General features: G+C 66.4%; 33 protein-coding genes. 8 read left to right on the top strand and 25 right to left on the bottom strand.

What is annotated here, in order from left to right:
- The first annotated feature begins 6 nt into the window (after positions 1 to 6).
- The 8 genes from idi to E3O06_RS15150 are packed head-to-tail and all read left to right on the top strand — an operon-like array spanning position 7 to position 6,039.
- The gene (idi, locus tag E3O06_RS15185; protein ID WP_134504217.1) at positions 7 to 546 is read left to right on the top strand and encodes an isopentenyl-diphosphate Delta-isomerase; all 540 of its coding nucleotides are present in this window, start codon (positions 7 to 9) and stop codon (positions 544 to 546) included.
- Entirely contained in the window at positions 539 to 1,585 is a 1,047-nt protein-coding gene (locus E3O06_RS15180) for a polyprenyl synthetase family protein (protein ID WP_166788231.1), read from the top strand. The genes idi and E3O06_RS15180 overlap by 8 nt, the downstream gene beginning before the upstream one ends.
- A complete protein-coding gene (locus E3O06_RS15175; RefSeq protein WP_241980253.1) occupies positions 1,585 to 2,496 on the top strand; it encodes a phytoene/squalene synthase family protein in 912 nt (303 codons plus the stop codon). The genes E3O06_RS15180 and E3O06_RS15175 overlap by 1 nt, the downstream gene beginning before the upstream one ends.
- A complete protein-coding gene (gene crtI / locus E3O06_RS15170; RefSeq protein ID WP_134504215.1) occupies positions 2,493 to 4,100 on the top strand; it encodes a phytoene desaturase family protein in 1,608 nt (535 codons plus the stop codon). Before E3O06_RS15175 ends, crtI begins: the two co-directional genes overlap by 4 nt.
- The gene (locus E3O06_RS15165) at positions 4,097 to 4,417 is read left to right on the top strand and encodes a lycopene cyclase domain-containing protein (protein ID WP_134504214.1); all 321 of its coding nucleotides are present in this window, start codon (positions 4,097 to 4,099) and stop codon (positions 4,415 to 4,417) included. The genes crtI and E3O06_RS15165 overlap by 4 nt, the downstream gene beginning before the upstream one ends.
- Complete coding sequence (locus tag E3O06_RS15160) at positions 4,414 to 4,734, top strand: lycopene cyclase domain-containing protein (protein WP_134504213.1); 321 nt, start codon at positions 4,414 to 4,416, stop codon at positions 4,732 to 4,734. The genes E3O06_RS15165 and E3O06_RS15160 overlap by 4 nt, the downstream gene beginning before the upstream one ends.
- On the top strand, positions 4,727 to 5,626 hold the full coding sequence (locus tag E3O06_RS15155; protein ID WP_134504212.1) for a prenyltransferase: 900 nt from the start codon (positions 4,727 to 4,729) through the stop codon (positions 5,624 to 5,626). Before E3O06_RS15160 ends, E3O06_RS15155 begins: the two co-directional genes overlap by 8 nt.
- Before the next feature lie 35 nt (positions 5,627 to 5,661).
- Complete coding sequence (locus tag E3O06_RS15150; RefSeq protein ID WP_134504211.1) at positions 5,662 to 6,039, top strand: RNA-binding S4 domain-containing protein; 378 nt, start codon at positions 5,662 to 5,664, stop codon at positions 6,037 to 6,039.
- 28 nt (positions 6,040 to 6,067) lie between these two features.
- Here the strand turns inward: E3O06_RS15150 and csrA are convergent, their stop codons facing one another.
- The 25 genes from csrA to E3O06_RS15025 all read right to left on the bottom strand — a co-directional run bounded on the left by csrA (position 6,068) and on the right by E3O06_RS15025 (position 26,650).
- Positions 6,068 to 6,385: a carbon storage regulator CsrA gene (gene csrA, locus E3O06_RS15145; RefSeq protein WP_134504210.1), complete on the bottom strand. Its 318-nt coding sequence runs from the start codon at positions 6,383 to 6,385 to the stop codon at positions 6,068 to 6,070.
- A 16-nt stretch (positions 6,386 to 6,401) separates the two neighbouring features.
- Positions 6,402 to 7,373 carry a hypothetical protein gene (locus tag E3O06_RS15140; protein ID WP_134504209.1) on the bottom strand — a complete coding sequence of 324 codons (972 nt, stop codon included), beginning with the start codon at positions 7,371 to 7,373 and terminating at the stop codon, positions 6,402 to 6,404.
- Positions 7,348 to 9,399: a flagellar biosynthesis protein FlhA gene (locus tag E3O06_RS15135; RefSeq protein WP_134504208.1), complete on the bottom strand. Its 2,052-nt coding sequence runs from the start codon at positions 9,397 to 9,399 to the stop codon at positions 7,348 to 7,350. Before E3O06_RS15135 ends, E3O06_RS15140 begins: the two co-directional genes overlap by 26 nt.
- A complete protein-coding gene (locus E3O06_RS15130; protein ID WP_134504207.1) occupies positions 9,396 to 10,529 on the bottom strand; it encodes an EscU/YscU/HrcU family type III secretion system export apparatus switch protein in 1,134 nt (377 codons plus the stop codon). The genes E3O06_RS15135 and E3O06_RS15130 overlap by 4 nt, the downstream gene beginning before the upstream one ends.
- Positions 10,530 to 11,288 (bottom strand): flagellar biosynthetic protein FliR, encoded by a 759-nt coding sequence (locus E3O06_RS15125; RefSeq protein WP_134504206.1) that lies wholly within the window; start codon positions 11,286 to 11,288, stop codon positions 10,530 to 10,532. It abuts the gene before it with no gap.
- Between the two features lies 1 nt (position 11,289).
- Positions 11,290 to 11,565 carry a flagellar biosynthesis protein FliQ gene (fliQ, locus tag E3O06_RS15120; protein ID WP_134504205.1) on the bottom strand — a complete coding sequence of 92 codons (276 nt, stop codon included), beginning with the start codon at positions 11,563 to 11,565 and terminating at the stop codon, positions 11,290 to 11,292.
- Positions 11,562 to 12,422, bottom strand: a complete 861-nt coding sequence (gene fliP, locus E3O06_RS15115) for a flagellar type III secretion system pore protein FliP (protein ID WP_420898889.1) — start codon at positions 12,420 to 12,422, stop codon at positions 11,562 to 11,564. The genes fliQ and fliP overlap by 4 nt, the downstream gene beginning before the upstream one ends.
- A complete protein-coding gene (locus E3O06_RS15110; RefSeq protein WP_134504204.1) occupies positions 12,419 to 12,889 on the bottom strand; it encodes a FliO/MopB family protein in 471 nt (156 codons plus the stop codon). The genes fliP and E3O06_RS15110 overlap by 4 nt, the downstream gene beginning before the upstream one ends.
- Positions 12,890 to 13,597: a flagellar motor switch protein FliN gene (fliN, locus tag E3O06_RS15105; RefSeq protein WP_134504203.1), complete on the bottom strand. Its 708-nt coding sequence runs from the start codon at positions 13,595 to 13,597 to the stop codon at positions 12,890 to 12,892.
- On the bottom strand, positions 13,594 to 14,505 hold the full coding sequence (locus tag E3O06_RS15100) for a flagellar motor switch protein FliM (RefSeq protein ID WP_241980251.1): 912 nt from the start codon (positions 14,503 to 14,505) through the stop codon (positions 13,594 to 13,596). The genes fliN and E3O06_RS15100 overlap by 4 nt, the downstream gene beginning before the upstream one ends.
- A gap of 61 nt (positions 14,506 to 14,566) precedes the next feature.
- Positions 14,567 to 15,424 (bottom strand): OmpA/MotB family protein, encoded by an 858-nt coding sequence (locus E3O06_RS15095; protein ID WP_134504202.1) that lies wholly within the window; start codon positions 15,422 to 15,424, stop codon positions 14,567 to 14,569.
- Positions 15,421 to 16,284 (bottom strand): motility protein A, encoded by an 864-nt coding sequence (locus E3O06_RS15090; protein WP_134504201.1) that lies wholly within the window; start codon positions 16,282 to 16,284, stop codon positions 15,421 to 15,423. Before E3O06_RS15090 ends, E3O06_RS15095 begins: the two co-directional genes overlap by 4 nt.
- The gene (locus tag E3O06_RS15085; RefSeq protein ID WP_134504200.1) at positions 16,284 to 16,517 is read right to left on the bottom strand and encodes a flagellar FlbD family protein; all 234 of its coding nucleotides are present in this window, start codon (positions 16,515 to 16,517) and stop codon (positions 16,284 to 16,286) included. Before E3O06_RS15085 ends, E3O06_RS15090 begins: the two co-directional genes overlap by 1 nt.
- 164 nt (positions 16,518 to 16,681) lie before the next feature.
- The gene (locus E3O06_RS15080) at positions 16,682 to 17,875 is read right to left on the bottom strand and encodes a flagellar hook protein FlgE (RefSeq protein WP_134504199.1); all 1,194 of its coding nucleotides are present in this window, start codon (positions 17,873 to 17,875) and stop codon (positions 16,682 to 16,684) included.
- A 61-nt stretch (positions 17,876 to 17,936) separates the two neighbouring features.
- Positions 17,937 to 18,392, bottom strand: a complete 456-nt coding sequence (locus E3O06_RS15075; RefSeq protein ID WP_134504198.1) for a flagellar hook capping FlgD N-terminal domain-containing protein — start codon at positions 18,390 to 18,392, stop codon at positions 17,937 to 17,939.
- Positions 18,393 to 18,404: 12 nt separating this feature from the next.
- A complete protein-coding gene (locus E3O06_RS15070) occupies positions 18,405 to 19,943 on the bottom strand; it encodes a flagellar hook-length control protein FliK (RefSeq protein ID WP_134504197.1) in 1,539 nt (512 codons plus the stop codon).
- The gene (locus E3O06_RS15065) at positions 19,940 to 20,608 is read right to left on the bottom strand and encodes a C40 family peptidase (RefSeq protein WP_134504196.1); all 669 of its coding nucleotides are present in this window, start codon (positions 20,606 to 20,608) and stop codon (positions 19,940 to 19,942) included. Before E3O06_RS15065 ends, E3O06_RS15070 begins: the two co-directional genes overlap by 4 nt.
- Positions 20,605 to 21,051 carry a flagellar FliJ family protein gene (locus E3O06_RS15060; RefSeq protein ID WP_134504195.1) on the bottom strand — a complete coding sequence of 149 codons (447 nt, stop codon included), beginning with the start codon at positions 21,049 to 21,051 and terminating at the stop codon, positions 20,605 to 20,607. The genes E3O06_RS15065 and E3O06_RS15060 overlap by 4 nt, the downstream gene beginning before the upstream one ends.
- Positions 21,048 to 22,385, bottom strand: coding sequence for a FliI/YscN family ATPase (locus E3O06_RS15055; RefSeq protein ID WP_134504194.1), 1,338 nt, complete (start codon positions 22,383 to 22,385; stop codon positions 21,048 to 21,050). Before E3O06_RS15055 ends, E3O06_RS15060 begins: the two co-directional genes overlap by 4 nt.
- Positions 22,382 to 22,999, bottom strand: a complete 618-nt coding sequence (locus tag E3O06_RS15050; RefSeq protein WP_166788230.1) for a FliH/SctL family protein — start codon at positions 22,997 to 22,999, stop codon at positions 22,382 to 22,384. The genes E3O06_RS15055 and E3O06_RS15050 overlap by 4 nt, the downstream gene beginning before the upstream one ends.
- The gene (fliG, locus tag E3O06_RS15045; RefSeq protein ID WP_134504192.1) at positions 22,989 to 24,005 is read right to left on the bottom strand and encodes a flagellar motor switch protein FliG; all 1,017 of its coding nucleotides are present in this window, start codon (positions 24,003 to 24,005) and stop codon (positions 22,989 to 22,991) included. Before fliG ends, E3O06_RS15050 begins: the two co-directional genes overlap by 11 nt.
- Positions 24,002 to 25,618 carry a flagellar basal-body MS-ring/collar protein FliF gene (gene fliF, locus E3O06_RS15040; protein WP_134504191.1) on the bottom strand — a complete coding sequence of 539 codons (1,617 nt, stop codon included), beginning with the start codon at positions 25,616 to 25,618 and terminating at the stop codon, positions 24,002 to 24,004. Before fliF ends, fliG begins: the two co-directional genes overlap by 4 nt.
- The gene (fliE, locus tag E3O06_RS15035; protein ID WP_092339713.1) at positions 25,618 to 25,923 is read right to left on the bottom strand and encodes a flagellar hook-basal body complex protein FliE; all 306 of its coding nucleotides are present in this window, start codon (positions 25,921 to 25,923) and stop codon (positions 25,618 to 25,620) included. Before fliE ends, fliF begins: the two co-directional genes overlap by 1 nt.
- Complete coding sequence (locus tag E3O06_RS15030) at positions 25,923 to 26,312, bottom strand: flagellar basal body rod protein FlgC (RefSeq protein WP_134504190.1); 390 nt, start codon at positions 26,310 to 26,312, stop codon at positions 25,923 to 25,925. The genes fliE and E3O06_RS15030 overlap by 1 nt, the downstream gene beginning before the upstream one ends.
- Positions 26,309 to 26,650 carry a flagellar basal body rod protein FlgB gene (locus tag E3O06_RS15025; protein ID WP_134504189.1) on the bottom strand — a complete coding sequence of 114 codons (342 nt, stop codon included), beginning with the start codon at positions 26,648 to 26,650 and terminating at the stop codon, positions 26,309 to 26,311. Before E3O06_RS15025 ends, E3O06_RS15030 begins: the two co-directional genes overlap by 4 nt.
- Positions 26,651 to 26,733: the final 83 nt, after the last annotated feature.

Raw genomic sequence — 26,733 nt, 5'->3', positions numbered from 1 at the left:
GCACCCGTGCAGACCGCCAACGCTCTTGAAGAACACGTAATCCTTCTCGATGACGAGGGGCGTCACATCGGCACCGCACCGAAGTACAGCATGCACGGATCAGATACTGTACTGCACCTGGCGTTCTCGTGCTACGTCTTCAATCCGCTCGGCGAAGTGCTCGTCACCCGCCGGGCACTGACCAAGAAGACCTGGCCGGGAGTGTGGACCAACTCGTTCTGTGGACATCCGCTGCCGGCCGAACCGCTCACTCAGGCGGTCGAGCGTCGAGCCAGTCACGAACTCGGCCTGCAGATCGAAGCGATCGACCTGGCCCTCCCCCGATTCCGCTACCGTGCCACGGACAGCAGCGGCATCGTCGAGAACGAGATCTGCCCGGTCTACCAGGCCAGGACCGGCCAAGAGCCGAATTTGAACCCCGACGAGGTGGCCGAATATGCCTGGACTCGCCCGGCGGACCTCTACCGTGCAGTCACGGACGCCCCCTGGGCGTTCAGCCCGTGGATGGCCCTGCAGGTGCACGAGCTGGACAGTTTTCGTGCTTGACACGGTTCCGGCCGGCGTGGAGACCGAGCTGGCCCGGTTTTTTGCCGCAGCGCGCCTGCGGGCGAGCGACTACGGCGAACACTACGTGGCACTGTGGGATTCGTTGGAACAGGCCAGCCGTGGCGGCAAACGCGTGCGCCCCGCCCTGGTTTTGGCGGCCTACGCCGGTTTCGGCGGCCGCGACCAGGCCCTCGTCGCTCCGGTCGCGGTGAGCTTTGAACTGCTGCACACGGCGTTTCTCATTCACGACGACGTCATCGACCGCGACTTGGCCCGCCGTGGGGTGGCCAACATTGCCGGCCGGTTCAACGACCGCGCCCTGGCGCACGGCGCCGCCGCCGATCAGGCGGGGGTCTGGGCGGCGGCCGCGGCCATTCTCGCCGGCGACCTCGCGCTCAGTGAAGCGCACCGTGCGCTCGCCAAACTCCCCGTCGACGTGCGCACCCGGTTACGGCTGCTCGACCTGCTCGATGGGGCTGTGTTCGTCTCGGCGGCCGGGGAACTGGCCGACGTCACCAACAGTTCGGCGCGGCATCCGCTCACGGTGGACGAGGTCATCAGAACCCTCGAAAACAAGACCGCCGTGTATTCCTTCGAAGCACCGCTGCAGGCCGGTGCGGTACTTGCCGGGGCATCGGCGGAGGCGATCCGTCTGCTCGGGCGCTACGGACGCCTCGTGGGCGTGGCCTTTCAGCTCACGGACGACCTGCTCGGCGTGTTCGGCGATCCCCTGAAAACCGGCAAGAGTGTGACGGCTGACCTGCGCGAAGGCAAGCAGACCGCCCTGATCGCCCACGCCGGTGGCACCGAGAGCTGGTCGCTGATTGCGCCCTACCTCGGCAAGATCGACTTGAGTGATGACGAAGCCGAACGGGCCCGCGAGCATCTGCGGGCCTGCGGCGCGAAGGCAGCCGCTGAGGGGCTCGCCTATGATCATTCCCGGCAGGCAATCGAAGCTCTCGACCCCGCCGTCATCCCCGCTGGACTGCGGGCGAGCCTGACCGAGCTGGCGGACGCCGCCGTGAACCGGGCACGCTAGTGGGGACGCTGCGCTCGGAGCCGACCCGGACGGCCGGCGCCGACACCAACCTGAGCAAGTACGCCAAAACGGCGCTGGCCAGCTCGACGACGGTCATCGGCCACTATTCCACCTCGTTCGGACTCGCCGCCCGGCTGCTCGACGCCCGGGTGCGCACCCCCGTGCGCACGATCTATGCCCTGGTGCGCATCGCCGACGAGATCGTCGATGGGGCCGCCACCGAGGCCGGAGTCTCGGTCGACGAGCAGCGCCAGCTGCTCGACGAGCTCGAACTCGAGACCGAGCGAGCGATCGTGCGCGGCTACAGCACCAATCTCGTCGTGCACGCGTTCGCCGCGACGGCGCGGCAGTCGGGCATCGACTCCAGCCTGATCGGGCCGTTCTTCGCGTCGATGCGACGTGACCTGGACCCGGCACCGTTCACCGCTGAGGGCGTCGCCGAGTACATCTACGGCTCAGCCGAAGTGATCGGGCTCATGTGCCTGCGCTGTTTCGTGCAGCTCTCACCGCGCACCGCTGCCGAACTCGAGGTGCTCGAAGAGGGTGCCCGCCATCTGGGCGCCGCCTTTCAGAAGATCAACTTTCTGCGTGACCTGTCCTGCGACCGTGAGGTGCTCGGCCGTAATTACTTCCCGGGGATCGACCCGCTGAACCTAACCGACGCTGAGAAAAACCTGATCCTCGACGACATCGACGCCGACCTGGCCTTTGCCAGCGAATCGCTGCCGCTACTGCCCCCCGGCTGCCGCCGCGCGGTGGCCGCAGCCCAGGGTCTGTTCACCGGGCTGTCCCACCGGCTTCGGTCGACCCCGGCCGACCAGTTACTGCGCGCCCGCGTTCGGGTGCCTCACGGAGAGAAACTGATGATTGCCCTGAACTCCACCCTCGGCCGCGGCGCGTGGAAGCGATGACGCGCACCATCGTTATCGGCGGCGGCATCGCCGGCCTGGCCAGCGCTGCCCTGCTCGCCAGGGAAGGCCACGAGGTGACCCTGCTGGAAGCCCGCGCGGAACTCGGCGGGCGGGCCGGTGTCTGGGCCACCGACGGTTTTCGCTTCGACACCGGGCCGTCCTGGTACCTCATGCCGGAAGTCTTCGAGCATTTCTACCGTCTGTTCGGTACCACTGCAGCCGAGCAACTCGACCTCGTGAAACTGGATCCCGGCTACCGCGTGCTATTCGAAGGCGACCCGACTCCGGTGGATGTCCTCGCCGACCGGGCCGCCAACATCCGCTTGTTTGAGAAAATACAACCGGGGGCCGGGGCGGCGCTGGCCCGTTACCTCGATTCGGCCACCGAGACCTACGACCTGGCCGTGAAGAGATTCCTCTATTCCAGCTACGAATCCTTTCGGCCGTTCCTGGTGCCAGACGTGCTGCGACGACTGGGGCGACTGGCCCGCCTGCTGCTGCAACCGCTGAACAAATTCGTGGCCGGCTATGTCACCGACCCGCGGCTGCGCCAGATTCTCGGTTACCCGGCCGTTTTCCTGGGGTCGGCACCAAACCTGACGCCATCGATGTACCACCTGATGAGTCATCTTGACCTCGCCGACGGGGTGCTCTACCCCCAGGGCGGTTTCGGAACACTGCTCGACAGCATCGCCGCGATCGCCAGCGCCGAGGGCGTGCGGATCGTCACCGACGCACGGGTCACCGCGATTCGGGTGACCGACGATCGAACGATCGCCGGAGTGACCTACCTCGATGAGGCGGGCCAGACCGTGCACCTGGACGCCGCCAACGTCGTCTCCGCCGCCGACCTGCACCACACCGAAACCGAGCTGGTCCCGGCCGCACTGCAGACTTATCCGCAGCGCTGGTGGGACAAGCGGGTGTCAGGGCCCGGGGCCGTGCTGGTCATGCTCGGCGTGACGGGGGAACTCCCCCAGCTGCAGCACCACTCACTGTTCTTCACCACGGACTGGGGTAAGAACTTCGGCCAGATCTTCGGCAAGCACCCCTCGGTTCCCTCGCCGGCATCGCTCTACGTCTGCATGCCGAGCGCCACGGACGAGTCGGTGGCGCCGACCGGTCACAGCAACCTGTTCGTGCTGGTGCCGGTGCCGCCCGACGTGCACCTCGGACACGGCGGCATCAACGGCGAAGGTTCGCGGGCGATCGAGCTGATCGCGGACGCGGCGATCGAGCAGGTATCACGGTGGGCCGGAATCGGCGACCTGGCCGACCGCGTCGTGGTGCGGCGCACCGTCGGCCCGGCCGACTTCGCCGAGGATCTCAACTCGTGGAAGGGCGGCGCCCTCGGCCCCGCGCACACCCTGCGGCAGAGCGCCTTCCTGCGCGGCTCGAACATATCGAAGAAGATCTCGGGCCTGTACTACGCCGGCGGCACGACCATTCCCGGCATCGGCCTGCCGATGTGCCTGATCAGCGCCGAAATTCTGCTCAAGCGGATGCGCCACGACACCACGACCGGACCGCTCAATGAACCGCTGCCGGCCCGGCCGAAAAGGGCAACCGGGAATCCCGTGGAGTCTGCGCACGAGCGGTCGTGAGCTTTCTGTACCTGCTGACGCTGCTGGTCTCCCTCGCGGGAATGGTCGTGCTGGACTGGCGCTTTCGCCTGTTTTTCTGGCGTTCCCCGGGGCGGGCGACCCTCGTGCTCGGTGTGGGGGTGTTGTTCTTTCTCGCCTGGGACCTGCTGGGCATCGGCCTGGGCATCTTCTACCGGGGTGAGACGGTGCTGATGACCGGTCTCCAGTTGGCGCCGGAACTGCCCATCGAGGAGCTGTTCTTTCTCACCTTTCTCTGCTACCTCACCATGAATCTGGTGCAGGGCGCCCGGCTCGTGCAGGGCCGGAGGACGACGTGACCTACCTCCTGCTGAACGGCGTCTTTCTTCTAGTCGCTGCCCTGGTGGCCGTCGTCGCGGTGCTGCGCCGGTTGATATCGGCCCGTTTCGTCGCTACGGTCGCGGTGGCGCTCACACTGACCCTGCTGCTCACTGCCGTATTCGATAACCTGATGATCGAGGCTGGTTTGTTCAGCTACGACGCGGAACATATTTCGGGACTGTTCGTCGGCCTCGCTCCCATCGAAGATTTTGCCTACCCGCTGGCCGCGGCGATCCTGCTTCCCGCGCTGTGGGTGCTGGTAGGCGGTACCAAGTTAGGACGAACGGATGACTGAGCAGCTCGGCACGGCAGGATGGAAGACCCGGCAGGTCGTGCTGTCGTCGCGGCCGCTCAGTTGGATCAACACCGCCTTTCCCTTCGCTGCGGCCTATCTCGTGTCGACCGGACGCATCGACGCATTGCTGGTCGTTGGCACACTGTTCTTCCTCATCCCCTACAACCTGCTGATGTACGGCATCAACGATGTCTTCGACTACGAGTCCGATCTGCGGAATCCGCGGAAGGGCGGCGCTGAGGGGGCCCTCCTGCATCCGGCCCTGCACCGCACGGTGATTGCCGCCGGGGTTGTGAGCGTGGGGATTGTCGGCGGCGCGATGATCGTGCTGGCGGGGGTGGGACATCCTCTGTCGTGGGTGGTACTCGCCGTGAGCCTGTTCGCGGTCGTGGCGTACTCGGTGCGCGGGCTGCGATTCAAGGAACGGCCCATTCTGGACTCGATCACCTCGAGCACCCACTTCGTCAGCCCCGCCGTCTACGGCCTCGCCGTGGCGGGAGCCACGATCGACTGCGGGTTGCTCGCACTGCTCGGGGCGTTCTTTCTGTGGGGAATGGCCAGCCATGCCTTCGGAGCGGTGCAGGACGTCGAACCCGACCGCCACGCCGGGATCGCGTCGATCGCGACCGCGCTCGGCGCCTGGCCGACGGTGCGGCTCACGATCACGTTCTGGGCCCTGGCCGGCCTGCTCATGCTCGCGACACCGTGGCCCGGGCCGCTCACCGCCGTACTGGCGGTTCCCTATATTCTGGCGGCGCTGCCGTTCTGGTCGGTCAGCGATGAACTATCGGACACCGCCAACCGGGGCTGGAAACGTTTTCTCTGGCTGAACTTCTTCACCGGTTTTTTCGTGACCATGCTGCTGATCTTCTCGGTGCGGCAGGGTGCCTGAACGATCGGTTAGGCCGGTGCTATTAGAGTGAATGGATGGAGCTCACGTCTGCCCGCGTCGACAGCTGGAGCTGGGGCGTGCGCCTGTTCAAGACCCGCTCGATGGCCACGACCGCCTGCCGCGCTGGGCATGTGCGAGTGAACGGCGACAAGGCCAAGGCCGCGCAGGCCCTGCACATCGGGGACGAGGTGCGCGTGCGCTCGGACGGCTTCGACCGGGTGCTGATCGTGTCGCGCCTCGTGGTCAAACGGGTCGGAGCCGTTGTGGCCGCCGAATGCTACGTCGACAAGACTCCCCCGCCGCCGCCGCGCGAAGAGGTGGCCCTGGTTCCGATGCGTGACCGCGGCGCCGGGCGTCCGACGAAGCGCGAGCGCCGGGAGATCGACGAGCTGCGCGGGCACGTCAACGAATAGCCCACCGCCGGAAACGTTGCCGGAAACGTTACGGCTGCGTGGGCGGCGGGGTCGGCAGCGCGGGCTTGGGCCGGGCTTCGGCCTGCGACTGGCGGGACTGGGCCGATTGCAACGCCGCGAGGATGCCGAGGGACATCTTGATGCGGTCTTCGGCGTTGTCGTCGACCTGGCTGGCGGCCATGTTGGCCTCGGTGACCGCGCGCACGACCTCGTCCCGCTGAATCTTCACGCCGCGCGGCGCATCGATTCCGATTCGCACACTGTCTCCTCGCGCGTCGAGAACGGTGATGACGATGTCGTCGCCGATGAGGATCTTCTCCCCCAGTTTGCGTGTCAAAACCAGCATCGTTCCAGCCTACCGGTCAGCCCTGCACGGGTCGCGCCGCACGCCGTCCGGTCGGGGCTGCGGCGGCCCGCCCGTCCATCCATTGCACCGGAAGCCCGAGGTCGTCGACCGTGGCCGGTGACGTCGTGAATTGGCGGCCGAGCGCGGCGACCGCGTGCACCTGAACGGCGGTCACGACCATATTCACCCAGCGGATGGTGTCCTCACTTTTTCGACTCGCATCCACGACCACCCAGACCTGGTCGGCACCGATCGCGGTGAGCGTCGCCGCGCGGGCGACCGCGTCGGAGGCGGGTTCGAGTCCGTAGGCGATGAAGGTGCTGTGGCCGATGGCCACGCCGTTGGCCCTGGCCAGCACGGCGCCGCGCCGGTCGTCGACTCGTTCGATGCGGTCCTCGAGCAGGGTGCCGGAGATGCGGAGCTCCCCGGCACCGGCAACCCGCAGCATGAGGCGGGCGATGGTGAGCGGGTCCTGTTCGAGCCCGACAACCAAGACCAGGTCTCCGGGTCGCGTGAGGGGAGCCGGCACGGGCGGGCGCGCCAGCTTCGATGCTGAAACCGGTGCCGGCGCCTCGACCGGCGCTGGCTCGGCGTCGGGCACGCCAGCCGAGGTCGGAATGACGGTCCGGCCGGTTGCGAAGGTGAGTTCGTCCATCAGCCTGGCGAACCCGTCGGAGGCCGTCGACAGCTGCGGCGAGGGCTGCGCCGGGTACAGCTGGGATTCGGCCTCGTCGGCGTCGTCGAGCAGGGCGGCGATGCCCAGTCGGGCCGAGATGTCGAGCCCGGCGTGCGCCGACCTCTTGCGCTGGGCCGGTTCCAGCACCTCGACAGTGATCTCGTAGTGCTGGCGCGCGAAGAAGCCGCGGATGCCGCCGACGGTGACCCGCTCAGCCGCGATGATAGTGGCGTTGGCACCGTGCTCGGCGACTACTCGTTCCTGCAACTCCCGCAGGGTGGGACCCTCAAGCAGAAATCGTTTCGGCTCCACGGACCACACCCACCGTCTCAATGGTCACATTCGCCGAGGTTACTTCTTGGTACGACAATACCGGCAGGCCGCCGGTCTGGGTGGAGATGAGGCGGCGGATGGCCGGACGCAGCGCCGGGGCGCACACCAAAACAGCGGTCTGGCCGCTCGCCTCGACCTTGGCGACCGAGCTGCGCACCGAGGCGAGTACTGTTTCGAGTCGCACCGGATCCATCAGAATCTGGGTGCCCTGGTCGGAGGGCCGAAGTCCCTCGAGCATGGCTTGTTCCAGGGTCGGATCGATCATGATGACGCGCAGCAGCGTGCCGTCGAGATACTGCGCGGTCAGGGCCGGGCCGAGGGCTTGACGGGCGGCCTCGACCAGTCCCTCGGCATCGTTCGACGCCTTGGCACGCAATGACAGTGCCTCGTAGATGCGCGGCAGGTCGTTGATCGGTATCTGCTCGACCAACAGCCCCTGCAGCACTCGCTGCACCTCGGCGAGGGAGAGCAGGCCCGGAATGAGATCGTCGACGGCCGAGGGATTAACCTGTTTGACGCCATCCGTGAGAACCCGCACGTCTTCGCGTGTGAGCAGCCGGGCTGCATTGGTGGTGATGATCGAGGAGAGATGGGTGACCACGACCGACACCCGGTCGATCACTGTGGCGCCGGTCATCTCGGCGCTGTGCCGCATCTCGCTCGGTACCCATTTGCCGGCCAGGCCGAACACCGGCTCGATCGTGACCTGCCCTGGCAGGGTGTCGAGGGCGTCTCCGAGTGCGAGCACCTTGCCGGCGGGTGCCAGCCCGCGCCCATATTCGACGCCGGCGATGCGAATGACATAGGTCGATGACGGCAGGTCGACGCTATCGCGGGTGCGCACCGGCGGCACCACGACGCCCAGATCCATGGCGATTTTGCGACGCAGGCCGCGCACCCGGGCGAGCAGGTCGTCTGAGGCACCGGAGACGAGGTCGACGAGGTCGGGCGAGAGCATGATCTCCAGCGCGTGCACGCGCATCTGCTCGATCAGGTCCTCGGTCGTGTCCGTTTTGGGAGCGCTCTTCTCCGAAGCCGTGGTGGCCTCGATACTCGCTTGTTTGGTGGCCTCACCGGCCTTGATCCGTTGGGCGATCAGAATGAGCGCCAGCCCGACGATGAGGAACGGCAGCACCGGCATGCCAGGGATGAGCGCCATCAGAATGGCCGCAGCGCCGGCAATGGTCAGGGCGTTGCGCGACTGGGTGAGCTGGGCGGATGCCGTCGACCCGATGTCGGTCTCCGCGTTCGAACGGGTGACGATCATACCGGTGGAGACGGCCATGAGCAGAGCGGGAATCTGGGTGACGAGACCGTCCCCGATGGTGAGCAGGGCGTAGGTGTTGACGGCCTCGCCGATCTCCAAACCGCGCTGCAGCATGCCGATGGCGATGCCGCCGATGATGTTGATGATGATGATGATCAGGCCGGCGATCGCGTCACCCTTGACGAACTTCGAGGCACCGTCCATGGCACCGTAGAAGTCGGCTTCGGCCGACACCTCGGCGCGGCGGTCCTTGGCCTGGGCGTCGGTGATTAGGCCGGCGTTGAGGTCGGCGTCGATGGCCATCTGCTTGCCGGGCATGGCGTCAAGGGTGAATCGGGCGCCGACCTCGGCCACACGCTCGGCACCCTTGGTCACGACGACGAATTGAATGACGACGAGAATCAAGAAGATGACCGCGCCGATGATGATCGAGCCGCCGACGGCGACGTGTCCGAAGGCCTCGATCACCTGGCCGGCGTAGCCCTCGCCGAGTACCAGCCGAGTGGATGCCACGTTGAGGCCGAGACGAAACAGGGTCGCGACGAGCAGCAACGAGGGAAAGACCGAGAAATCGAGCGGCTTCTTCACGAACATCGTCGTGAGCAGGGTGACCAGGCCGAGCATGATGTTCAGAATGATCAGTATGTCGAGAAGGCCGGCGGGGATCGGCACGACCAGCAGCAATATGATGCCGACGACACCGACCGGAACGGCGAGCTTGATGAGATTGCGATTCACGAACGGCCTCCGGCAGTCTGCGGTGATGACGATGGTGATGGTGCGGCGGCGAGTGCGCTCATGGTGTGTGTTCCCGCCGTGCTGCCCCGCTTCTGCAGGGCCATGACGAAGGCGAGCACGCGGGCGACCGCGTTGTAGAGTTCGGTCGGAATCTCGTCGCCGATCTCGCACGACGCGTGCAGGGCCCGTGCGAGGGGCACGTCCTGCACGATGGGAACGTGGTCGGTATCGGCCTGCACCCGAATGCGTGCGGCCAAATGGCCTACCCCCTTGGCGACCACGCGCGGCGCTGATTTGCCGGGCTCATATTTGAGGGCTACCGCCACGTGAGTCGGGTTGACCAACACGACGTTCGCGTCGGCGACCGAGGCGATCATGCGGTTGCGGCTCATCATCAGCTGGCGGGATCGGCGCTGCGATTTGATCAGCGGGTCACCCTCTGAGGCCTTGTTCTCGTCCATGACCTCCTTCTTCGTCATCATCGTCTTCTTGCGGTTGCGTTTCATGATGACGAAGATGTCGGCAGCGGCGAGCACGAGGCCGGCCGCGACGGCCGCCTGCAGCAGCGCGCCCGTTCCCCCGGTAGCGGCGGCAAGCAATTCCGACACCGGTAGTCCACCGGCAGTGAGCAACACCGGCATCAGTCCCTGAACCACCAGGTACAGCACGAACCCGACGGCGGCGGTCTTGGCGAGCACCTTCACGCCCTCCCAGAGCGCCTGAGTGCCGAACACGCGTTTCAGGCCCGTGACCAGATTGAATTGCTCGTATTTGCCGGTGAACTTCTTAAAGTGAATGCCGCCCTGCAACGCGGCTCCGCCCAGCACGACAATGAGCACGACGACAAAGAACGGCGTGAGGATATCGGCCAGCGACGCCAGCCCGTTGCCGAGGGCTTCCACCGCTACGCTCGGGTCAGGATTGCCGGCGAGGGTGTCGATGAGGTACATCTGGTCGGTTCCGGCCGTGGCGCCGGCCGCGATGGTGGCCGGGAGCATGAGACCGGCGGCGCCCACGCCGAGCCAGGCGGTGACATCCTGCGATTTGGACAGCTCACCCTTTTCGCGCACCCGCTTCATGCGCTTCTGGGTGGCTTGTTCGGTCTTTTCGCCGGAATCAGCGTCGGACATCTACTTCACCCCCATGAGGGCATCCAGCGCCTGACCGGTGAGCGACGACACGATACGCGGCAAGGCGACAAAGACCGTCGCGGCGAGGCTGAGCGTGATGAGAATCTTCAGCGGAAAACCGAGCGCGAACGCATTCAGAGCGGGGGCGACCCGGGTGAGCAGGCCGAGGCCGGCATCCGCTAGAAAAAGCACAACGAGGAGGGGACCGGCGATCTGCACGGCGGCGAGGAACATTTGCGTGGTGCCGGCGATGATCGCCTGCGCGGGGGCGGCCAGGTCGATGCCGGAACCGAGCGGAATGGCGGAATAGCTGCGAAACAGGCCACCGAGCACGAGTTGGTAGGCGCCGGAGGCGAACATCAGCGCGAGCGCGGTCATCTGGAACAGGCGGGTGAACTGGGCGCCGTTGACCATCGACTGCGGGTCGAAACCCTGCGCCATCTGGAATCCGCTGAACATGTCAATGAGGCCACCGGCAGACTGTACGGCGGAGAAGACCAGGAAAACCAGGAATCCCAGTGTGGCCCCGACCAGGATCTCCAGGATGAGGGCACCGATGAACCCGGCGGTGTCCTGGGAGACGTAGTCGGCGGTGACCCGCGGCGAGACGGCCAGGGCCAGTCCGATGGCGAGCATGGCTTTGATGCGTGCGGGGAACGCACGGTAGGAGAACGGTGGCGCGATGACCAGAAATGCGACCATGCGGACACCGGCGAGCATGACGGCTTCAATCCAGGCGAAATTGAGGTTGAACTCCACATCAACCTCCGCCGAGCAGCGCTGGGATCTTTTCGAACATCTGGTTGGTGAATGCGACCGATTCGGCGATCATCCAGTGGCCACAGATGAGCAGTGCCAGGGAAACGGCTACGGCTTTGGGCACGAACGACAGGGTGATTTCCTGAATCTGGGTGATCGACTGCATCAGCGAGATGGCGAACCCGACCACGAGGGCGGTGATGAGTACCGGGGCCGACAGCTTGGCCGCGAGAATCAGCGCCTGCAGGCCGATGTCGAGCACCGCATTGGTGTTCATGTTGCCATCTGATAGCTGCCGATGAGACTCGTGATGATGAGCCCCCAGCCGTCGACGAGTACGAACAACAGAATCTTGAAGGGCAGCGAGATCATGACGGGCGGCAGCATCATCATGCCCATCGACATCAGTGCCGCGGAGACGACGATGTCGATGACCAGGAACGGGATGAAAATTACGAAACCGATGATGAAGGCGGCGCGCAGTTCAGAGATCATGAAGGCCGGAATGAGGGTGAGCAGGGTCACGTCAGCTGGATTGTCCGGGTTGGGCTGGTCGGCGGCCCTGGTCATCAGCGCCAAGTCTTCGCCGCGGGTGTTGGCGAGCATGAATTGGCGCAACGGCTCCGAACCCAGATCGAGCGCGTCGGTGAAGTTGAGCGAACCGTCGAGGTAGGGCTGCAGGGCCACGTTGTTAATGTCGGTCAGCACGGGCGCCATGATGAAGAGCGACAGGAACAGGGCGAGGCCGGCAAGCACCTGGTTGGGCGGGATCGACGGCAACGCGAGGGCGTTGCGGGTCATGGCGAGCACCACGAAAATCTTGGTGAAGCTTGTCATCATGAGCAGCAGCGCCGGTGCGACCGACAGCAGGGTGATGCCCAGCAGGGTGACGATCGCCGAGGACGGCGCACCGTCCGGGCCGTTGATGTCGACACTCAGGCCGCCCCCACCTGTGTCTGACGGGTCGGTCGGATCGGTCGGCAGTGTCGGGTCGACGGGGCTGTCCGGCACGGCGTGCACGACGCTCACGCTGAGCCAGAGCAGAGCCGCGGTGATGACGACAATTGCCAGAATCAAAATGCCGAGACGGGCAGAAGCCTGTCGGCGCACTGCGCGGCTGGCCGCGGTATTCACCGGTTCTGCCGAAGGAGGGCGGCGGTCTGGCGCCACGTCGACGGCGACAGAATCGACCCGGCGAGTGGAGCCGACGCGACCGGTCGCTGGGCGGAGGCCGCATCATCCGCTGTTGCTGTTGCTGTTTCAAGAGATCGGGCGAACGCCATCGCCGGGGCCGAATCGGCCGGCCTCCCCAACAGCGAGATGGCGTCGTCAAGGGTCGTCGTTGTCGTGGGCGAGAGCGACTTCTCGTGCAGCACGGTCACTGCCTGCTCGGTCACGCCGAGAACGAGACGCGCCCCGTCGACCTCAATGACGACAACGGATGCCTTCTGCCCGATGGGCTGGCGACCCACGACGGTCACGGGGTTGGCAACACCCTTGCCGAGCGCCCCGCGCGACAGGCGTCGCTGCAGGTACCAGAGCAGTGCGAGAACCACGCCCAGAGACAGGGCGACGCGCGCTGCGACAATAAGGGTGTCCACTTACGACAGCCCCTCCGCAACATCGAGAATCTGCGTGATCCGCACGGCGTAGTCCTGGTCGACGACGACGATCTCGCCGTGGGCGATGAGCCGGCCGTTGAGCAAGATATCGGCTGGAGCGCCGGCGGACCGGTCCAGTTCGATGACGGCACCGGGCTTGAGTGAGAGCACGTCGCGCACCGACATGCGGGTGCGGCCGATCTCCACCGTCAACGACATTTCCACGTTGCTAATGCGTCCGAGGTTTCCCATGGCAGTGCGGTCTGATGCCGAGCTCGGCCCGCCCACGGTTCCGTTCTGGCGCACGCGAATCGCGAACCATCCGGTGACGACTCCGCCCGCGCTGAGTTCGAACACCGCGGTGTCGTCGGCGGCGAACAGCGCCGAGGCGTCTTCCATTCGGGAATCTCCGAGCACACCGATGCCCAGCACCCCGGAGGCGCTTTCCAACGCCGGACGCAGCACGTCCTGGCTGGCGATGAGGGACGGGTTCGCGCCGGCGGCGGCGTCGAGCGATGCCGAGTCGCTGAGTACCACGGCGAGGTCGGCCGACGTCGTCCCCACGAACGAGGCGACCACGGCCGACCGCACCCGAGACGACAATTCGACGCTTCCGGCGTGCGGCAGCGCCTGCAATGGCACGGTCGTCGGCAACACCCGAATGAGCGCTTCGACGGCGACCTCGGCGATGGAACGGGTAGAAATCATTGAGCAGTCTCCTCGGTATCAATGACGATGCAGGCCAGACGGGAACCATTCGCACCCACTGCCGCGCGGGCCAGGGGCTGGCCGTCCACGGTCAGGTCGAGCGGACGATGCTGGGGATGCGGGATGTGCAGAACGTCACCGACGGCGAGCGACAGAATTCGACTCGGCAACACGTGCGCGGTCTCGAGGCGCAACGACACGTCCACGGGAACGGCGGCGATCTGCGCCTGCAGAAACTCGGCGGCGTTCGAGGTCGTGCTCGTCGGGTTCGCTTCGCCCAGCTGCGGCATCAACGCAGCGGCCGGAATGGCGACAGTGGCCGTGGCCGTCACCTTTTCCACGCGAATGGCGAACGTGGCGACGACCATGAGGTCGCCGGTCGCGGCGGCCTGCGCAAACTGCGAGTTGTACTGAATAGCCTCAACGCCCATCTCATCGATGATGAGCGGTCCGAATGAATAGCGCAGGTCTTCCAGGCTCTCGGCGATGAGCTTGCGAATGAGGGCGAGTTCAATCTGGGTGAAGTTGCGTTCCAGGAGCACCGGCAGGCTGCTGTTGCCGCCGAGCATGTGGTTGACCCAGGTGAGCGCCGACGTGGTCGGAAACTGAATGACGGCGCGAGCTTCGATTCCGGCGACCGCGCACAGTACCATCGCGGTCTTCGGGGGCAGAGACCCGGCATATTCGTCATAAGTGGCCATGAGCACTTGCTCGCACGTCACCGTGCAGAGCACGCGCACGCGCGCGGTCAACTGCGTGCCCCACTGGCGGGCAAAGGTCTCAAAGGCGAGCTCGAGTACGCGGGCGTGTTCGCGTGCCAGGGTGGTCGGGCGCCGAAAGTCGTACACCTCAACGGTTTTCGCCGATTTGGCGGGCGCACCGATATCTGCCTGAACGTGGACTGTCACGTTGGGACTATCGGTCGCGGCACCGAAAAGGTTAGAAACGGCAGATGACGGATGCTCACGGTCAGTTTCCCGAAGCAGCCTCCGGAATGAGCGCACGCACGCTGTCCGGCTGGTTGGAGAGCAGCACGATGTCCACGCGGCGGTTCTGGGCCATGTCTGCGGGCGTGGAGCCGGTGCTCGCCGGCTGGGCCGAGCCGAAGGCAACGGCCGAGATCACCTCCCCCGCAACACCACCCTGCTCGACCAGGCGCCGCAACACCTGGGTGGCTCGGCTGGCCGACAGCTCCCAGTCGGTGGCGAACGTCGCCGACTGCCCGTGTTTGTCGGCGTGGCCTTCCACTGAGATCTTCTGGCCGGTCGCCACGAGGGCCGGAGCGGCCGCGTCGAGCACCGCTGCCGCTGCCGCGGTCAAATCGGAACTGTCGGGCGCGAAGAAGGTCTCGCTCCCGATCAGCCCGAGGGTGAGCCCGCGATCGGTGATCTGAAACTCGACCAGGTCAGAGACTCCGGCGGCGGCGAGGTTGCCGGTGATCTGTGCTTGCAACTGATCGAGTTTCGCGACCTCGGCGACGGCGGTCTCCGCGTTCGCCAGGGCCTGCGCCGCCGCATCGACAGGATCGAGGGCGTCGGCCGAATGGGTGACCTCGGTCGGTGATTCCCCTTCATTGTCGACCAGATCAGCCGGAACGACGACGCCCTCAGCGGTATCGATCATGCCGGCGTCGACTGCTCCGAAGCCGGTGGCGAGGGAGTTGGCCAGTTGTTCGTACTTGTCCTGGTCGACCGTCGACATGGCGAAGAGCACGATGAACATACACATCAACACGGTGACCATGTCCATGTACGACGCCATCCATCGCTCGTCGGGGTGAACGTCTTCCTCGTCGGCGAATTCGCGGCGCTTGGCGCGCGCGCTCATGCGGCTTTGGGAAGGTCCTTGGCCTTGCCCTTTCCTTTACCCTTTGTTTTTGTCTGTGCGAGATCGGCGGCATCCGTTGTGCCGTCCTTGCCCCTGGCAGCGCTTTTCGGCAACAGTTCGGCGGGAACCATGGCGAGCAGGCGCTCTCCGAGTAGTCGTGGCTGGCTTCCGGCCTGCACGGCCAGGGCACCCTCCATGACGAGGGTCATGCGGTCGACTTCGAGGTCGGCCAGACGCCGCAGGCGTGAGCCGAGTGGCAGCCAGATGAAGTTTGCCGAGAGCAGGCCCCAGAGGGTGGCTACGAAGGCGGCCGCGATCATTGGTCCCAGGGTCGAGGGGGTATCCAGGTTCTCGAGAACGTGGGTCAGAGACACGACCGTGCCGATGATGCCGACCGTCGGTGCGTATCCGCCGAGACTGGTGAAGAATTTTGCGGCATTTCGATTGGACCGGGCCGTGGTGGCGATCTCGTCTTCGAGGAGCATCCTCAGTTCATCCCCGTCGGTGCCGTCTGCGATGTTTTGCAGGGCGCCGCGCAAAAACGGGTCGGTCACCGTCTCGGACTCCTGGTCGAGTGCGAGGAGTCCGGAGCTGCGTGCTGTTTCGGCCAGGCCGACGACCTGGTCGATGACGGCCTGCGGCGGCGTGGTCTTGCCGAGGAACGCTCCGGGCACCGCTTTGAAGGCGGAGGTGAAGTCCCTGATCGTGCCGCCCGCGAGGCCGACCGCAATGGTCGCGCCGAAGACCAGGATCATGGGTGCCGGCAGCAGGATGGACGTGACGGAGGAATTCTCGAGGGTGATCATGGCCAGGAGCGCGCCGAAGGCGAGCACCAGGCCGATCAGAGTTGCGGGATCCACTAGAGCTTCCTGGGGCCTCGGGGCAGGTCGCCGGCGCTCGGGTCGTAGGCGAGAGCAATAACGTGTGCTCGGTAGCTCGCGATCTTCTCGATCACTTCTTCCATGGTCTCGGTGACGATGAAATTGGCGCCGTCGACCATGACCAGGGTGGTGTCCGGGTTGGCGTGGATGCGCTCGATCAGGTCGGGATTGATCGCAAAGTGACTGTCGTTCAGCCGCGTCAGTACAATCATGGGCTCATCCTGTCTCGAACGACTCGAGGGAGGCGTCATGCTGTACTGTCGGCCGCCGCGCCGCTCACGTTAGGTAGCCCGGCCCGTTAGTTCGGCAGGATGCCCACAGCAGGGAACGGCTCCGGACCCGGCAGGTGCGGGGCCAGAGCCGCTCAGCAGATCGATTAGCGCTTCAGGTTGGTCAGCTCCTGCAGGACCTCGTCGGAGGTGGTGATGATGCGGGCGTTGGCCTGGAAGCCTCGCTGCGCGACGATGAGGTTGGTGAACTCCTGCGAGAGGTCAACGTTCGACATTTCGAGAGCACCGCTCGTGAGCGAGCCGAGACCGGCCGCGCCCGGCGTGCCGAGTTCGGCTCCCCCGGAGTTGAAGGTGGCGCGGTACGCGGAGGAGCCGGCCTTTTCCAGCCCGCCGGGGTTGACGAAGGTGGCGAGGGCGATGCGACCGATCGCCTGCTGCTGGCCGTTGCTGAACAGGCCGACCAGGGTGCCGTCGGCGCCGAGCGTGTAGCTGTTGAGCGTGCCAGCCTCGTTGCCGTCGTCGGTGGCGCCAGCCACGGTCGCGAGGCCGGAGAAGCCCTTGAGGTCGTTCAGGTTTATTGTGATTCCATCAACCGCAAAACCAGTGACATCCCCGAAGTTGCCCGTCGGTCCGTCTGCGTCGGTCTCAGCGGTGAGCTGAACGACGTCAGCCGGGGCGCCACCTGTCTGGCCAACGGTCCAGCCATCCGGCGTGGTCGTACGGGTGAAGGTCAGCGACACCGTGCGGGAGTTTCCGAGGTCGTCGTAGACGTCGACGGTGCGCACGAGGGTGCTGCCGTCCTCGGCATCCGAGGGCAGGTTGCCGCTGAAAGTCGCGGCGGTCGATTTTTCTGCGGGAACGATGGCGCCCACCGGCAGCGAGATGTTGCCGGTCGCTCCGCCGTCGGCGACGACGCCGTCGACGGCGCCCCAGCCCTGCACGATGGCTCCGTCGGGCGTGACCAGGCGTCCAGCTGAGTCGAACTCGAAGGAGCCGGCCCGGGTGTACAGCGTTTCGCCGCCGAGGGCGGTGACGAAGAAGCCGTCGCCGGAGATCATGAGGTCGGTGGACTTGCCGGTCGCCTGCGACGAACCCTGGGCGAAGTTCGTGGAGATTCCGGCGACCTGCACGCCGAGGCCGACCTGGGCCGGGTTGGTGCCACCGGCGGTGGGTGTGGCCCCGCCGGCGGCCTGGGTCAGCTGCGAGAGGGTGTCCTGAAACTGCGCAGCGGACGCCTTGAACGCGGTCGTGTTGACGTTGGCGATGTTGTTGCCGGTCACGTCGAGCATGGTCTGGTGTGAACGAAGACCGGAGATACCGGAGTACAGGGAACGAAGCATGGGATGAGGCCTTTCAAGAAAGAAGAATGGGGTACGAGAGTGGAGGCGGGGCGGCCGCGGATCAGGCCGCGGTGGTCGCCTCCGCGGTGCTGACTGCACCGGTCACGCCGGAGATGACATCGAGGGCGACGGCTTCCCCGTCGACGGTCACCAGGGGAACCGCATCGGCGAACGACACCGACGAAACGAGCCCGGTGATTTCGACGCCATCGGCGTTGGTGTAGGTGACCGTCTCCCCCACCAACGCGGCCGCCGAGGTGCGCATCTGCAGGGAGAATCCCTCTTCGCTCGCGGTAGCCATTTCGGTGAGTTTCTCCATCATGGCGAGCTGGGTGGTCTGGGCGATCATTTCGTTGGTGTCCATCGGCGAACTGGGGTCCTGGTTCTGCAGCTGCGTCACCAGCAGCGACATGAACACCTCCGAGTCCATCGACTGGTTGGGGGTGCGCGTCGTGGTCGTAGACGTGTACATTCCGGTTGGAGCGGCGGCATTGGCTGCCAGGGCGTCGATTGTCACGTTGTTCTCCTTCTAAGCCAGTACGTCAATGGTGTGGGTGGACCCGAATCGGGGTGGTCGGTTCTGCAGCGGAGTGTCCGGCACTCGACCGTCAGGACTGCGAGCGTTGGGATTGCGGCCGTCGGCGTCGGAGCGGCGCTGACGGGTGGCGCTTGGATCGCCGGCCTGGCTGTCGGAGGACAGGTCCAGCTGCGCGCTCTGGCCGGTGCCGGCGAGGTCGCGGCGCAGGTCAGGCAGAATCGCCCGCAGGGCTTCGCGGGCCAGGTCGGTGGGAGCGAACAGCTCCATCCGGATGCCCTCTCCCGACACGTGTGCGCGCACGGTGACCGGCCCCAGGTTGTCGGGGGTCACGCTGATGGTGAGCACGTGCTCACCGGGCGCCGCGCTGGTGAGCGAGAACAGCGGCTTCATGATCTGCGTGGTGAGCGGCACGGCGGCGGCCGGCGGCGCGACCTGGGCGGCCACGGTCATCGGCAGCGCGGCCGGCACGGCCGTTGCCCCCCCTGCCGGCACAGCGGATGCCGCGGCTGGCGCCGGTGCACCGGCATCGGTGCTCGTCGTCCTTACCGATTCGAGTCGCGCCGAGCTGGGTGAACCGTCTGTGCTCGCGACGACCGGCGCGGTGAGGTTCGGGGCGAAGACGTTCTGTGCGGCGGCAGCCTGGGCGGCACTGTTCTGGGCGGCACTGTTCTGGGCGGCACTGTTCTGTGCGGCACTGTTCTGTGCGACACCGGGCAGGGTCGGCGCCGCCGTCGGGGCCGTCGCACTCACATTCGCCGCTGCGACCGGGGTCGCTGCTGTGGTTGCCACTGCGGTTTCGACGGGGAGCGCCGCGGCATCCGCCCCGGCGGCTGCCGCGGCGAAATCTGAAGTCGCTGTGCCAGCGGCGGGGGTTCTGCCGGAAGCTGCCGTGGCCCGGCTGGCCGCGCCCGGGGCGGCAGCGGCCACGAGGTTGGCGAACGTGGTGGCGGACGGGGTTACGGTGCCGGTGGACGCGGCAGCCGTCGCGGTAGCGGGCGCGGCGGGGGGGCCTGAAGAAGCGGAAGTGGCCTGCGCGTTTACAGCCGCGGCGTTTGCTGCCGACGACGCAGCGAGGAGGGCGTCGTCGTCGATGGCCGCGCCGTTAAGAGCCGCGCCGAGAAGCGCGGTGCTGTCGAGCGCTGAAGGGCCGACCGGCCCAGCTTCAACGCTGGAGTCCGCCGCAGTGCTGGCTGCAGCAGCGCCGCCCGCGGTCGCCCGGGTCAGAGCAGCCGAAAATGATGCGGGGACCGCCGCCCCGGCATCCGCCGGCGTGACGGTGGATGGCCCCGAATTCGGTGTCGTCGAGTCAGCGGCAGCCGACGCCGACTCTGTCGCAGATTCGCGGGCGCGGTCGGCACTCTGCTCGCGCCTGGAGTTCGCGCCCGACGCGACCGCTGCACGGTCCGCGAGCGTATCGTGCATGATCGATCCGAACGCGTCGGCGCCCGGCGAAGACGTACTCGGGTCGCGCGGAGCCGGGGATGCGGCCGGCGACGCGCTGGGCCGCAACTGCCCGAGGGTGAGCGTCATAGTGTGCTTCCCGTCACGGTTGAATTCTGCTGGGCAAAAGCAGCGAACGCTGCGCTCAGCATGTCGGCGGAGCCGGTGCCGGTGCCGGTGCCCGTTGCCGCGGGATTGGCCGGAATGATGCGGCGGATGGTGGTGATGTCGGCATCCGTCATGTACGCCTCCCGCAGGCACACCGTGCGTCCGGGGTACGGAGCGTGAATGACTTTGTTGTCGCCGGCATAGATGAGGATATGGTCGCCGCCGCCGGTGACGATGAGGTCGCCCGGCTGGGCTTCGGCGAGGGAAGCGACCTCGGTACCCATTTTCATCTGGCCAGACACGAGACGCGGAAGCTCTATTCCAATATCGGCATACACGGTCTGCACGAGTCCGGAACAGTCCATGCCGCTGGAGTCTTCGCCACCGAACACATAAGGAACGCCGAGGTACTTCTTGGCGGAGGCGACGACGTCGGCGCCCGTCGTGCCGTTGCTCGCACCGGCCACGCTGGTCGCGGTGGTACCGAGCGCCGCCGTGAGGGTGGCCGCAAAACTGTCGGCCGAAGCGGATGCCGCCGCGGTCCCCGCCGCGGAGGTCGTCGTGACCTTATCGGTCGAGACGCCGGCGAGCTGCTGCAGCGTCGCCTGAATCTGGCTGATTCGGCCCATGGCCGCGATCATCGTCATGGCGTCTCCTGGTCTTCGGTCGCGGTGCGGTTGCGGTGCCAGCGTGCGCCGGCGATTTCGTCGAGCACGGTCTGCTCGGCGTGCAGGTCGGAGGCCAGCACGGCGGCGGCATGCCGTTCGTGCAGCTTCTCCAGCGCGACCGACTCGGCTCGGGCCGCATTGAACACCGATTGTGCCGAGTCGAGGGTTTCCTGGTGGTTGCGTCCGACGGCATCGAGCTCGGCGAGCATGCTTCGCGACGACGAACGCGCGGCGGCCATGGCGTTGAGTGCCGCGACGGTCTGGGGAGTGTTGCCGATCGCGCTGAGGGCGGAGCGGGCACGCCCGCGACGCGCCTCACTCGCTGTGACCCGGGCATTCGCCTCGGCGAGGTCGAGCGCAGCCTGATCCTGCTGCAGCCGGCGTAGCCGCAGCAGCCCGGCGAGGGGAAAGAGGCGGCTCATGCGGCAACCCCGAACGCGCGCGTCAACCGATTGAGCTGGGCCCAGGCCTGGTCACTGGGGGTCTGGTCGTCCATTCGTTGCTGCAGAAAGGCCTTGATTGCGACATCGTTGTCGACGGCGGCATCGACGAGCGGATTGGTGCCGGCGCGGTAGGCGCCGACGTCGAGCAGGTCCTGGGCGCCCTGCCTGGCCGCCATCACCTTGCGCAGGGTGGTCGCGATCGCGGTGCGTTCGGGGCTGTTCACCCGGGAGGCAACACGTGAAATGGAGGCGAGCACGTCGACCGAGGGAAAATGGCCGGTGATGGCGAGCTTGCGATCGAGCACGACGTGCCCGTCGAGAATGGACCGCGCCGCGTCGGCGATCGGCTCGTTGTGGTCGTCACCGTCGACGAGCACGGTGTAGACGCCGGTGATCGAGCCGGTCTCGCCGGTGCCGGCGCGTTCGAGCAGTCGTGCCAGCACGGAGAAGGTCGAGGGCGGGTAGCCTCGGGTCGCCGGCGGTTCGCCGACCGACAGCCCGATCTCGCGCTGGGCCATGGCCACGCGGGTGAGCGAGTCCATCATGAGCATGACGTCGGCGCCCTGGTCGCGAAATGATTCGGCGATGCGGGTCGCGGTGAACGCCGCGCGCAGCCGCATCATCGCGGGTTCGTCCGAGGTGGAAACCACGACGATGGAACGGGCCAGTCCCTCTGCGCCGAGATCGTCTTCGAGAAACTCGCGAACCTCACGTCCGCGCTCCCCCACCAGCGCAATGACCGACACCTGGGCATCCGTTCCGCGGGCGATCATCGACAGCAGCGACGACTTTCCCACGCCCGAACCGGCGAACAGACCGAGGCGCTGACCGCGACCGACCGTGGTGAGCGTGTCGAGAACCCGCACGCCGAGCTGCAACGGGGTGCTGATGCGTGCCCGGTGCATCGCCGAGGGGCTGTCGTGTTCGAGGGAGACGAAAGCGTCGGAGTGTAACGGACCCTTGCCATCGATCGGTCGACCAAGCCCGTCGATGACCCGGCCGAAGAGGCCTCGCCCGGTGGGCACGAGCAGTGGGGAACCGGCCGATCGCACGCGCGCGCCGGCCTGCAAGCCGGTGATGCGGCCAAGCGGCATGCACCGGACGCCACCCTGCGTCGTGGCGACCACTTCAGCGTCGATGCCGGGGCGGCCCGGTTCGGCGCCGAGAGTGACGATGTCGCCGATGGCCGAGCGCAGGCCCCGCACCTCGACGCTCAGGCCGATGATCGACGTCACGATGCCGACGCGTTCGGGACGGCCAGCCTGCAAAGCCTCGGCGAGTTGCTGCGCGCGGGGGCGCCACAGCGTGCTCATCGTTGCTCCGCAGTGAGGGCGGCCGTGGCGCGCGCGAAGGCCGTGCCGATGCGTGCGTCCAGAAAGCCGTCGCTGAATTCGGTGATCGCGTCGCCACGCTTCAGCCGCGAATCCGCGATGAAGCGGATGCTGTCCAGCGCGCGAGTCTGTTCGCCCAGGATTGCGAGATCATCCGGGTGCATGCGAATGGTGTGCACCTCGCTGCGGTCCAGCTGATCGGGCTGGTGCAGGGCGCGCTCGAGGGCGCGGCGAGCCGACGGCTCGGTGCGACTGAGTTCAACGCCCAGGATGGCCTCCGCCAGCTCCAGAGACATGTTCACGAGCGCTCCCTCGGCCTGCTGGATGAGCGGGACGCTGCGTTCGTCGAGGGCGCGAGCGGCAGCGGCGAGCAAAAGCACGGCATGGTCGATCTGCGCTTCGCCGTATCGTTCGTTTTGGGCATGCTCGGCGTTGATCTCGTCGGCGCGACGTTCGACATCCGCTGCGGCGAGGCGCAACCCCTCGGTGTAGCCGGCGGCATGCCCCTCGGCCCTGCTCTGTTCGGCCTCGCGGTCCTGCTCCTCGTCGCGCAGGCGAGGAAAGGCCATGCGACCGAAACCGGTGTCAGTTGACATATTCGTCGTCGGCGTCGCGTTGCACGGTGATGCTGCCCTGGGCTTCCATGTCGCGGATCGCCCGCACGATTGTGGCGCGGGCATCTTCGACCTGGCGCATGCGCACCGGCCCGAGGCTCTTGGTTTCGTCGTCGAGCACGTCACGGTTGCGCTCGGACAGGTTGGCTCGAATGACCTCGGTGACGGCGTCGGAGGTGCCTTTCATGGCCATGGCCAGAGTGCTGGTGTCGATGCCGCGCAGCACCTGCTGCACGTCACGGCTCTCGAGCTTGACGATGTCAGCGAAGGTGAGCATGCGCGATCGAATCTCTTCGGCCAGGGCGGGGTCGCGCTCTTCGAGACTTTCCAGAAGCGCCCGCTCGGTGGCGGCATCCGCTCGGTTGATGATGTCGACGAGCGGCTGGATCCCTCCGACCACCTCGACGCTCTCGCGCGAGACGATCTTGCCGGTGCGCAGTTTGAGGGTGTCGGTGACGACACGAATGGCTTCGGGGGTGGCACTCGACATGGTGGCGATGCACTGGGCAACGTCGGTGCGGAGGCCCGGTTCCATTCCCGCCAGCACAGCGGATGCCTGGTCGCGCCGCAGGTGCGCCAACACGAGGGCGATGGTCTGCGGCATTTCACCATCGAGCAGGTTGAGCACGTCGCCGGGCTCCGACGGGTCCAGGAACTCGAACGCTTTGCCGGCCATCGACGTGGCGACGCGGTTCATGACGCCCGCTGCACGCTCGGCGCCGAAGGACGCCTCGAGCAGCCCCACAGCGAACTCGTGTCCGCCGCGGGACAGCCGGCGACCCTTGAGGGTGATCTCGTGAAACTCGTTGAGCGTTGTCTCAGCCAGTGCCGGGTCGACGTTGCGCAGCTGAATGATCTCCCCGGCAATGACCTCGGCCTCAACATCGTTGAACTGCTTCATCACCTCGGTCGCGCGCTGGCGATCCATGTTCATGAGCACGACGGCCACCTTTTGGGTGCCGGTCAGTGAGGTTTGTGTCTCGGTCATGCGTGCTGCCGGTCATCCATGAATCCGCGCAAGAACTCGGCGGTGGCACGCGGGTCGGTCTGGGCGAGTGAGTCGATCTCGGCGCGGCGAATGTCGGTGTCTGAGGGCACGAATTTGATGGTCGGAATGACCTTGGTCGGGGTGTTGTTCGGGTTGTCGAGGAACAACGAGCCGGCCGACGATGTCACGGCGAGCGGAACGGTGGCGTCCCCCAGGGCGTTCTGCATTTCGGTGAGGTCGCCGATTTCGACCGCTTCCCGGCTCTGGCGGCGTGACCGGCGGGCGTAGAGAATCAGGCTGACGACGAGGGTGATCACGATTCCGGCGGTGATCACCGACACCCGCAGAATCCCCGCGAACTGATCGGCAGCGGCCGCATCCGTTGCGGCCTGGAGAGCTGCGGCTGCTGCTGCGGCGCCGGTGGTGTCGAAGGCCATGACCTCGACGGTGACCGCGTCGCCGCGGATGGCGTCGATCCCGGCGGCCGACGCGACGAGCGAGGTGATGTCGGCCACGTTGAGGTTGGCGGCGGCATCGGAATCGACGGCCACGGAAACCGTCTGGCGGGTGATGGATCCAGCCGGGATGGTGCGGCTTTCGGTGACCTTGTTCACGGCGTTGTTGCGGGTGGTCGATTCGCTGGAGAACGTGCCGTCGGTGGCGCCGTCGGCAACGGCGGCCGTGTCGGAACCGAGCACGCCGGCGGCGCTGCCGCCCGTTCCCGAGTAGGTCTCGGTGTCGACGGATTCGTTGAGGGCCAAAGTGTCGGTGGGCGCGGTGAAGGTTTCTTCGACGCGTTCGGCCGACTCGTAGCTCATGTCGGCGGCGACGACGACGGTGGCGTTGCCGGCGCCGACGACCTGGTCGAGCATGGTCTGCACGGCGGTGCGCACGCGGGTTTCATAGTCGGACGCCTGCTGGTCGGCGCCCCCGGTGGCGCCGACGCCGACAGCGGAGAGAACGGCTCCGGTGGAGTCGACGACGGCAACGTCGGCGGCGGTCATGCCGTCGATCGAGGCGCTGGTCAGGTGCACAATGGCCTGCACCTGGTCGTTGGAGAGCGAAACCCCGTTTCGGGTCTCCACGAAAACGGATGCCGTCGGGTCGTTCTGCTCCGACACGAAGACGCTCTCCTCGGGGATGGCGAGCTGCACGGAGGCCATTTTCACGCCGTCGAGGGCTCCGATGGTCTTGGCGAGTTCACCCTCCAGCGCGCGCTTGTAGGTCACCGACTGCTGAAACTCGCTCGAGGTGACGCCCATCGTGTCGAGCAGGGAGTATCCCCCCGTGCTCGAGGTGGGCAGGCCGGTCGACGCGGCCTTGATGCGTTCGTCGTAGACGTTGGCTTCGGGCACCAGAATGGTGGCGCCGCCGTCGGCGAGTTCGTAGTCGACGCCGTCGGCGCGCAGCTGCTCGACGATGCTGTTGGCGTCTTCGCCGCTGAGGCCGGAGAACAGGGGGGTGTAGGAGGGCTTGGTGACCCACATGCTGAGCGCGGCGATGCCGAGCACGAGCACGGCGACGCCGATGATGGCGACCGTGCGCTGGGCGATGGTGAACTCGCGAATCGCGTTTCCGAGGCGTTTGAAGACGCTGGTGACTTGCCGGGGCATCAGGCTTGCATCCTCATGATCTCGTTGAACGCGTCGACGCCCTTGTTACGCACGGCGGCGACGAGTTCCATGGTCACCTGGGCGCGGGTCGCGGCGATGGTGGCGGTGTGAATGTCACCCAGGTCACCGGTGACGGCCTGGATGGCGAGGGTGTTGGAGGTGCCCTGCAGCTGCTGCAGGTTGTCGACGGCGCCCGAGAGGGCGGTACCGAAGCCCGAGCCATCGGTGCGCTGCGTCGCTGTCGTGGCCGAGCTGCCCATGACACCCGAAAGTGCGGTGGTTGCGTTGATAGCGCCAAGTGGCATCAGCCACGTCCGATCTGAAGTGCTGCTTCGTAGGCGGTCTTAGCCCGGTCGACGACGGCCGCATTGGCCTGGTAGCCGCGCTGGGCCATGATGAGGTGGCCCATCTGCTCGGCCATGTCGATATCGGGGTAACGCACGTAGCCATCGGCGTCGGCGAGCGGATGCTCCGGCTCGTACACGAGGGTTCCCTCGGCACCACCGAAAGCCGATGTGGCACTGGCGCCGACGTTGCCGGCGCCTTCCTGCGCGAGAATGTAGCGCTCCTGGAAGGCAGCATCCGTTGTGGCGGTCACGGTGTTGGCGTTGGCGAGGTTGTCGGCGATGGCGTCGAGCCACTTGCGGTGCAGCGTCATACCGCTGCCGGCGATGCCGATGGCGTCGACCATCAGGCGGTCTTCATCGCGGCGCGAATGGACGAGACCGGGCCTTCGACGGCCTTGGCGGCGAACTGGTAGCGCAGCAGGGCGTCGATGTTGGCGAGGGTCTCGGTGTCGAGGTTCACGTTGTTGCCGTTGAGCAGGGTCGGATCGAGCGAACGCTCGGTTGTGGCCGCCGAAACACCGTTACCGTCAGCCACCGATTTGGCCAGAGCATTCTCGAACGAGACGACCTTGGCGTGGTAGTCGGGGGTGTTGATGTTGGCGATATTGTTCGCGATGGTGCGCTGGCGCAGCGCGAGGCCGTCCAGGGCACTCGAGAGGGCCAGGGAGGTCACGGAATCCAGCATGAGTACCCGTTTCGTCGACAAAAGACAAGACGGCCGATCCGTGGCCCGGTGGTGAGCAATCCGTGCTCACTCCTTGCTATCGG

Source organism: Cryobacterium glaciale, from assembly GCF_004402535.1.
GTDB classification, from domain to species: Bacteria; Actinomycetota; Actinomycetes; order Actinomycetales; family Microbacteriaceae; genus Cryobacterium; species Cryobacterium glaciale.
This window is presented reverse-complemented; position numbering and strand designations above follow the sequence as displayed.

Coding starts and splice junctions, on each gene's coding strand:
- E3O06_RS15025 (WP_134504189.1), bottom strand. CDS start 26,650: ATGCTGGATTCCGTGACCTCCCTGGCCCTCTCGAGTGCCCTGGACGGC.
- E3O06_RS15070 (WP_134504197.1), bottom strand. CDS start 19,943: ATGACGCTCACCCTCGGGCAGTTGCGGCCCAGCGCGTCGCCGGCCGCA.
- E3O06_RS15055 (WP_134504194.1), bottom strand. CDS start 22,385: ATGAGCACGCTGTGGCGCCCCCGCGCGCAGCAACTCGCCGAGGCTTTG.
- fliF (WP_134504191.1), bottom strand. CDS start 25,618: ATGCCCCGGCAAGTCACCAGCGTCTTCAAACGCCTCGGAAACGCGATT.
- E3O06_RS15050 (WP_166788230.1), bottom strand. CDS start 22,999: ATGTCAACTGACACCGGTTTCGGTCGCATGGCCTTTCCTCGCCTGCGC.
- fliE (WP_092339713.1), bottom strand. CDS start 25,923: ATGCCACTTGGCGCTATCAACGCAACCACCGCACTTTCGGGTGTCATG.
- E3O06_RS15130 (WP_134504207.1), bottom strand. CDS start 10,529: ATGTCCGACGCTGATTCCGGCGAAAAGACCGAACAAGCCACCCAGAAG.
- E3O06_RS15060 (WP_134504195.1), bottom strand. CDS start 21,051: ATGAGCCGCCTCTTTCCCCTCGCCGGGCTGCTGCGGCTACGCCGGCTG.
- fliQ (WP_134504205.1), bottom strand. CDS start 11,565: ATGAACACCAATGCGGTGCTCGACATCGGCCTGCAGGCGCTGATTCTC.
- csrA (WP_134504210.1), bottom strand. CDS start 6,385: ATGCTGGTTTTGACACGCAAACTGGGGGAGAAGATCCTCATCGGCGAC.
- E3O06_RS15085 (WP_134504200.1), bottom strand. CDS start 16,517: ATGATTGTACTGACGCGGCTGAACGACAGTCACTTTGCGATCAATCCC.
- fliN (WP_134504203.1), bottom strand. CDS start 13,597: ATGATTTCTACCCGTTCCATCGCCGAGGTCGCCGTCGAAGCGCTCATT.
- E3O06_RS15155 (WP_134504212.1), top strand. CDS start 4,727: ATGACTGAGCAGCTCGGCACGGCAGGATGGAAGACCCGGCAGGTCGTG.
- E3O06_RS15150 (WP_134504211.1), top strand. CDS start 5,662: ATGGAGCTCACGTCTGCCCGCGTCGACAGCTGGAGCTGGGGCGTGCGC.
- fliG (WP_134504192.1), bottom strand. CDS start 24,005: ATGACCGAGACACAAACCTCACTGACCGGCACCCAAAAGGTGGCCGTC.
- E3O06_RS15095 (WP_134504202.1), bottom strand. CDS start 15,424: ATGAGCGCGCGCGCCAAGCGCCGCGAATTCGCCGACGAGGAAGACGTT.
- E3O06_RS15065 (WP_134504196.1), bottom strand. CDS start 20,608: ATGACGATGATCGCGGCCATGGGCCGAATCAGCCAGATTCAGGCGACG.
- E3O06_RS15080 (WP_134504199.1), bottom strand. CDS start 17,875: ATGCTTCGTTCCCTGTACTCCGGTATCTCCGGTCTTCGTTCACACCAG.
- crtI (WP_134504215.1), top strand. CDS start 2,493: ATGACGCGCACCATCGTTATCGGCGGCGGCATCGCCGGCCTGGCCAGC.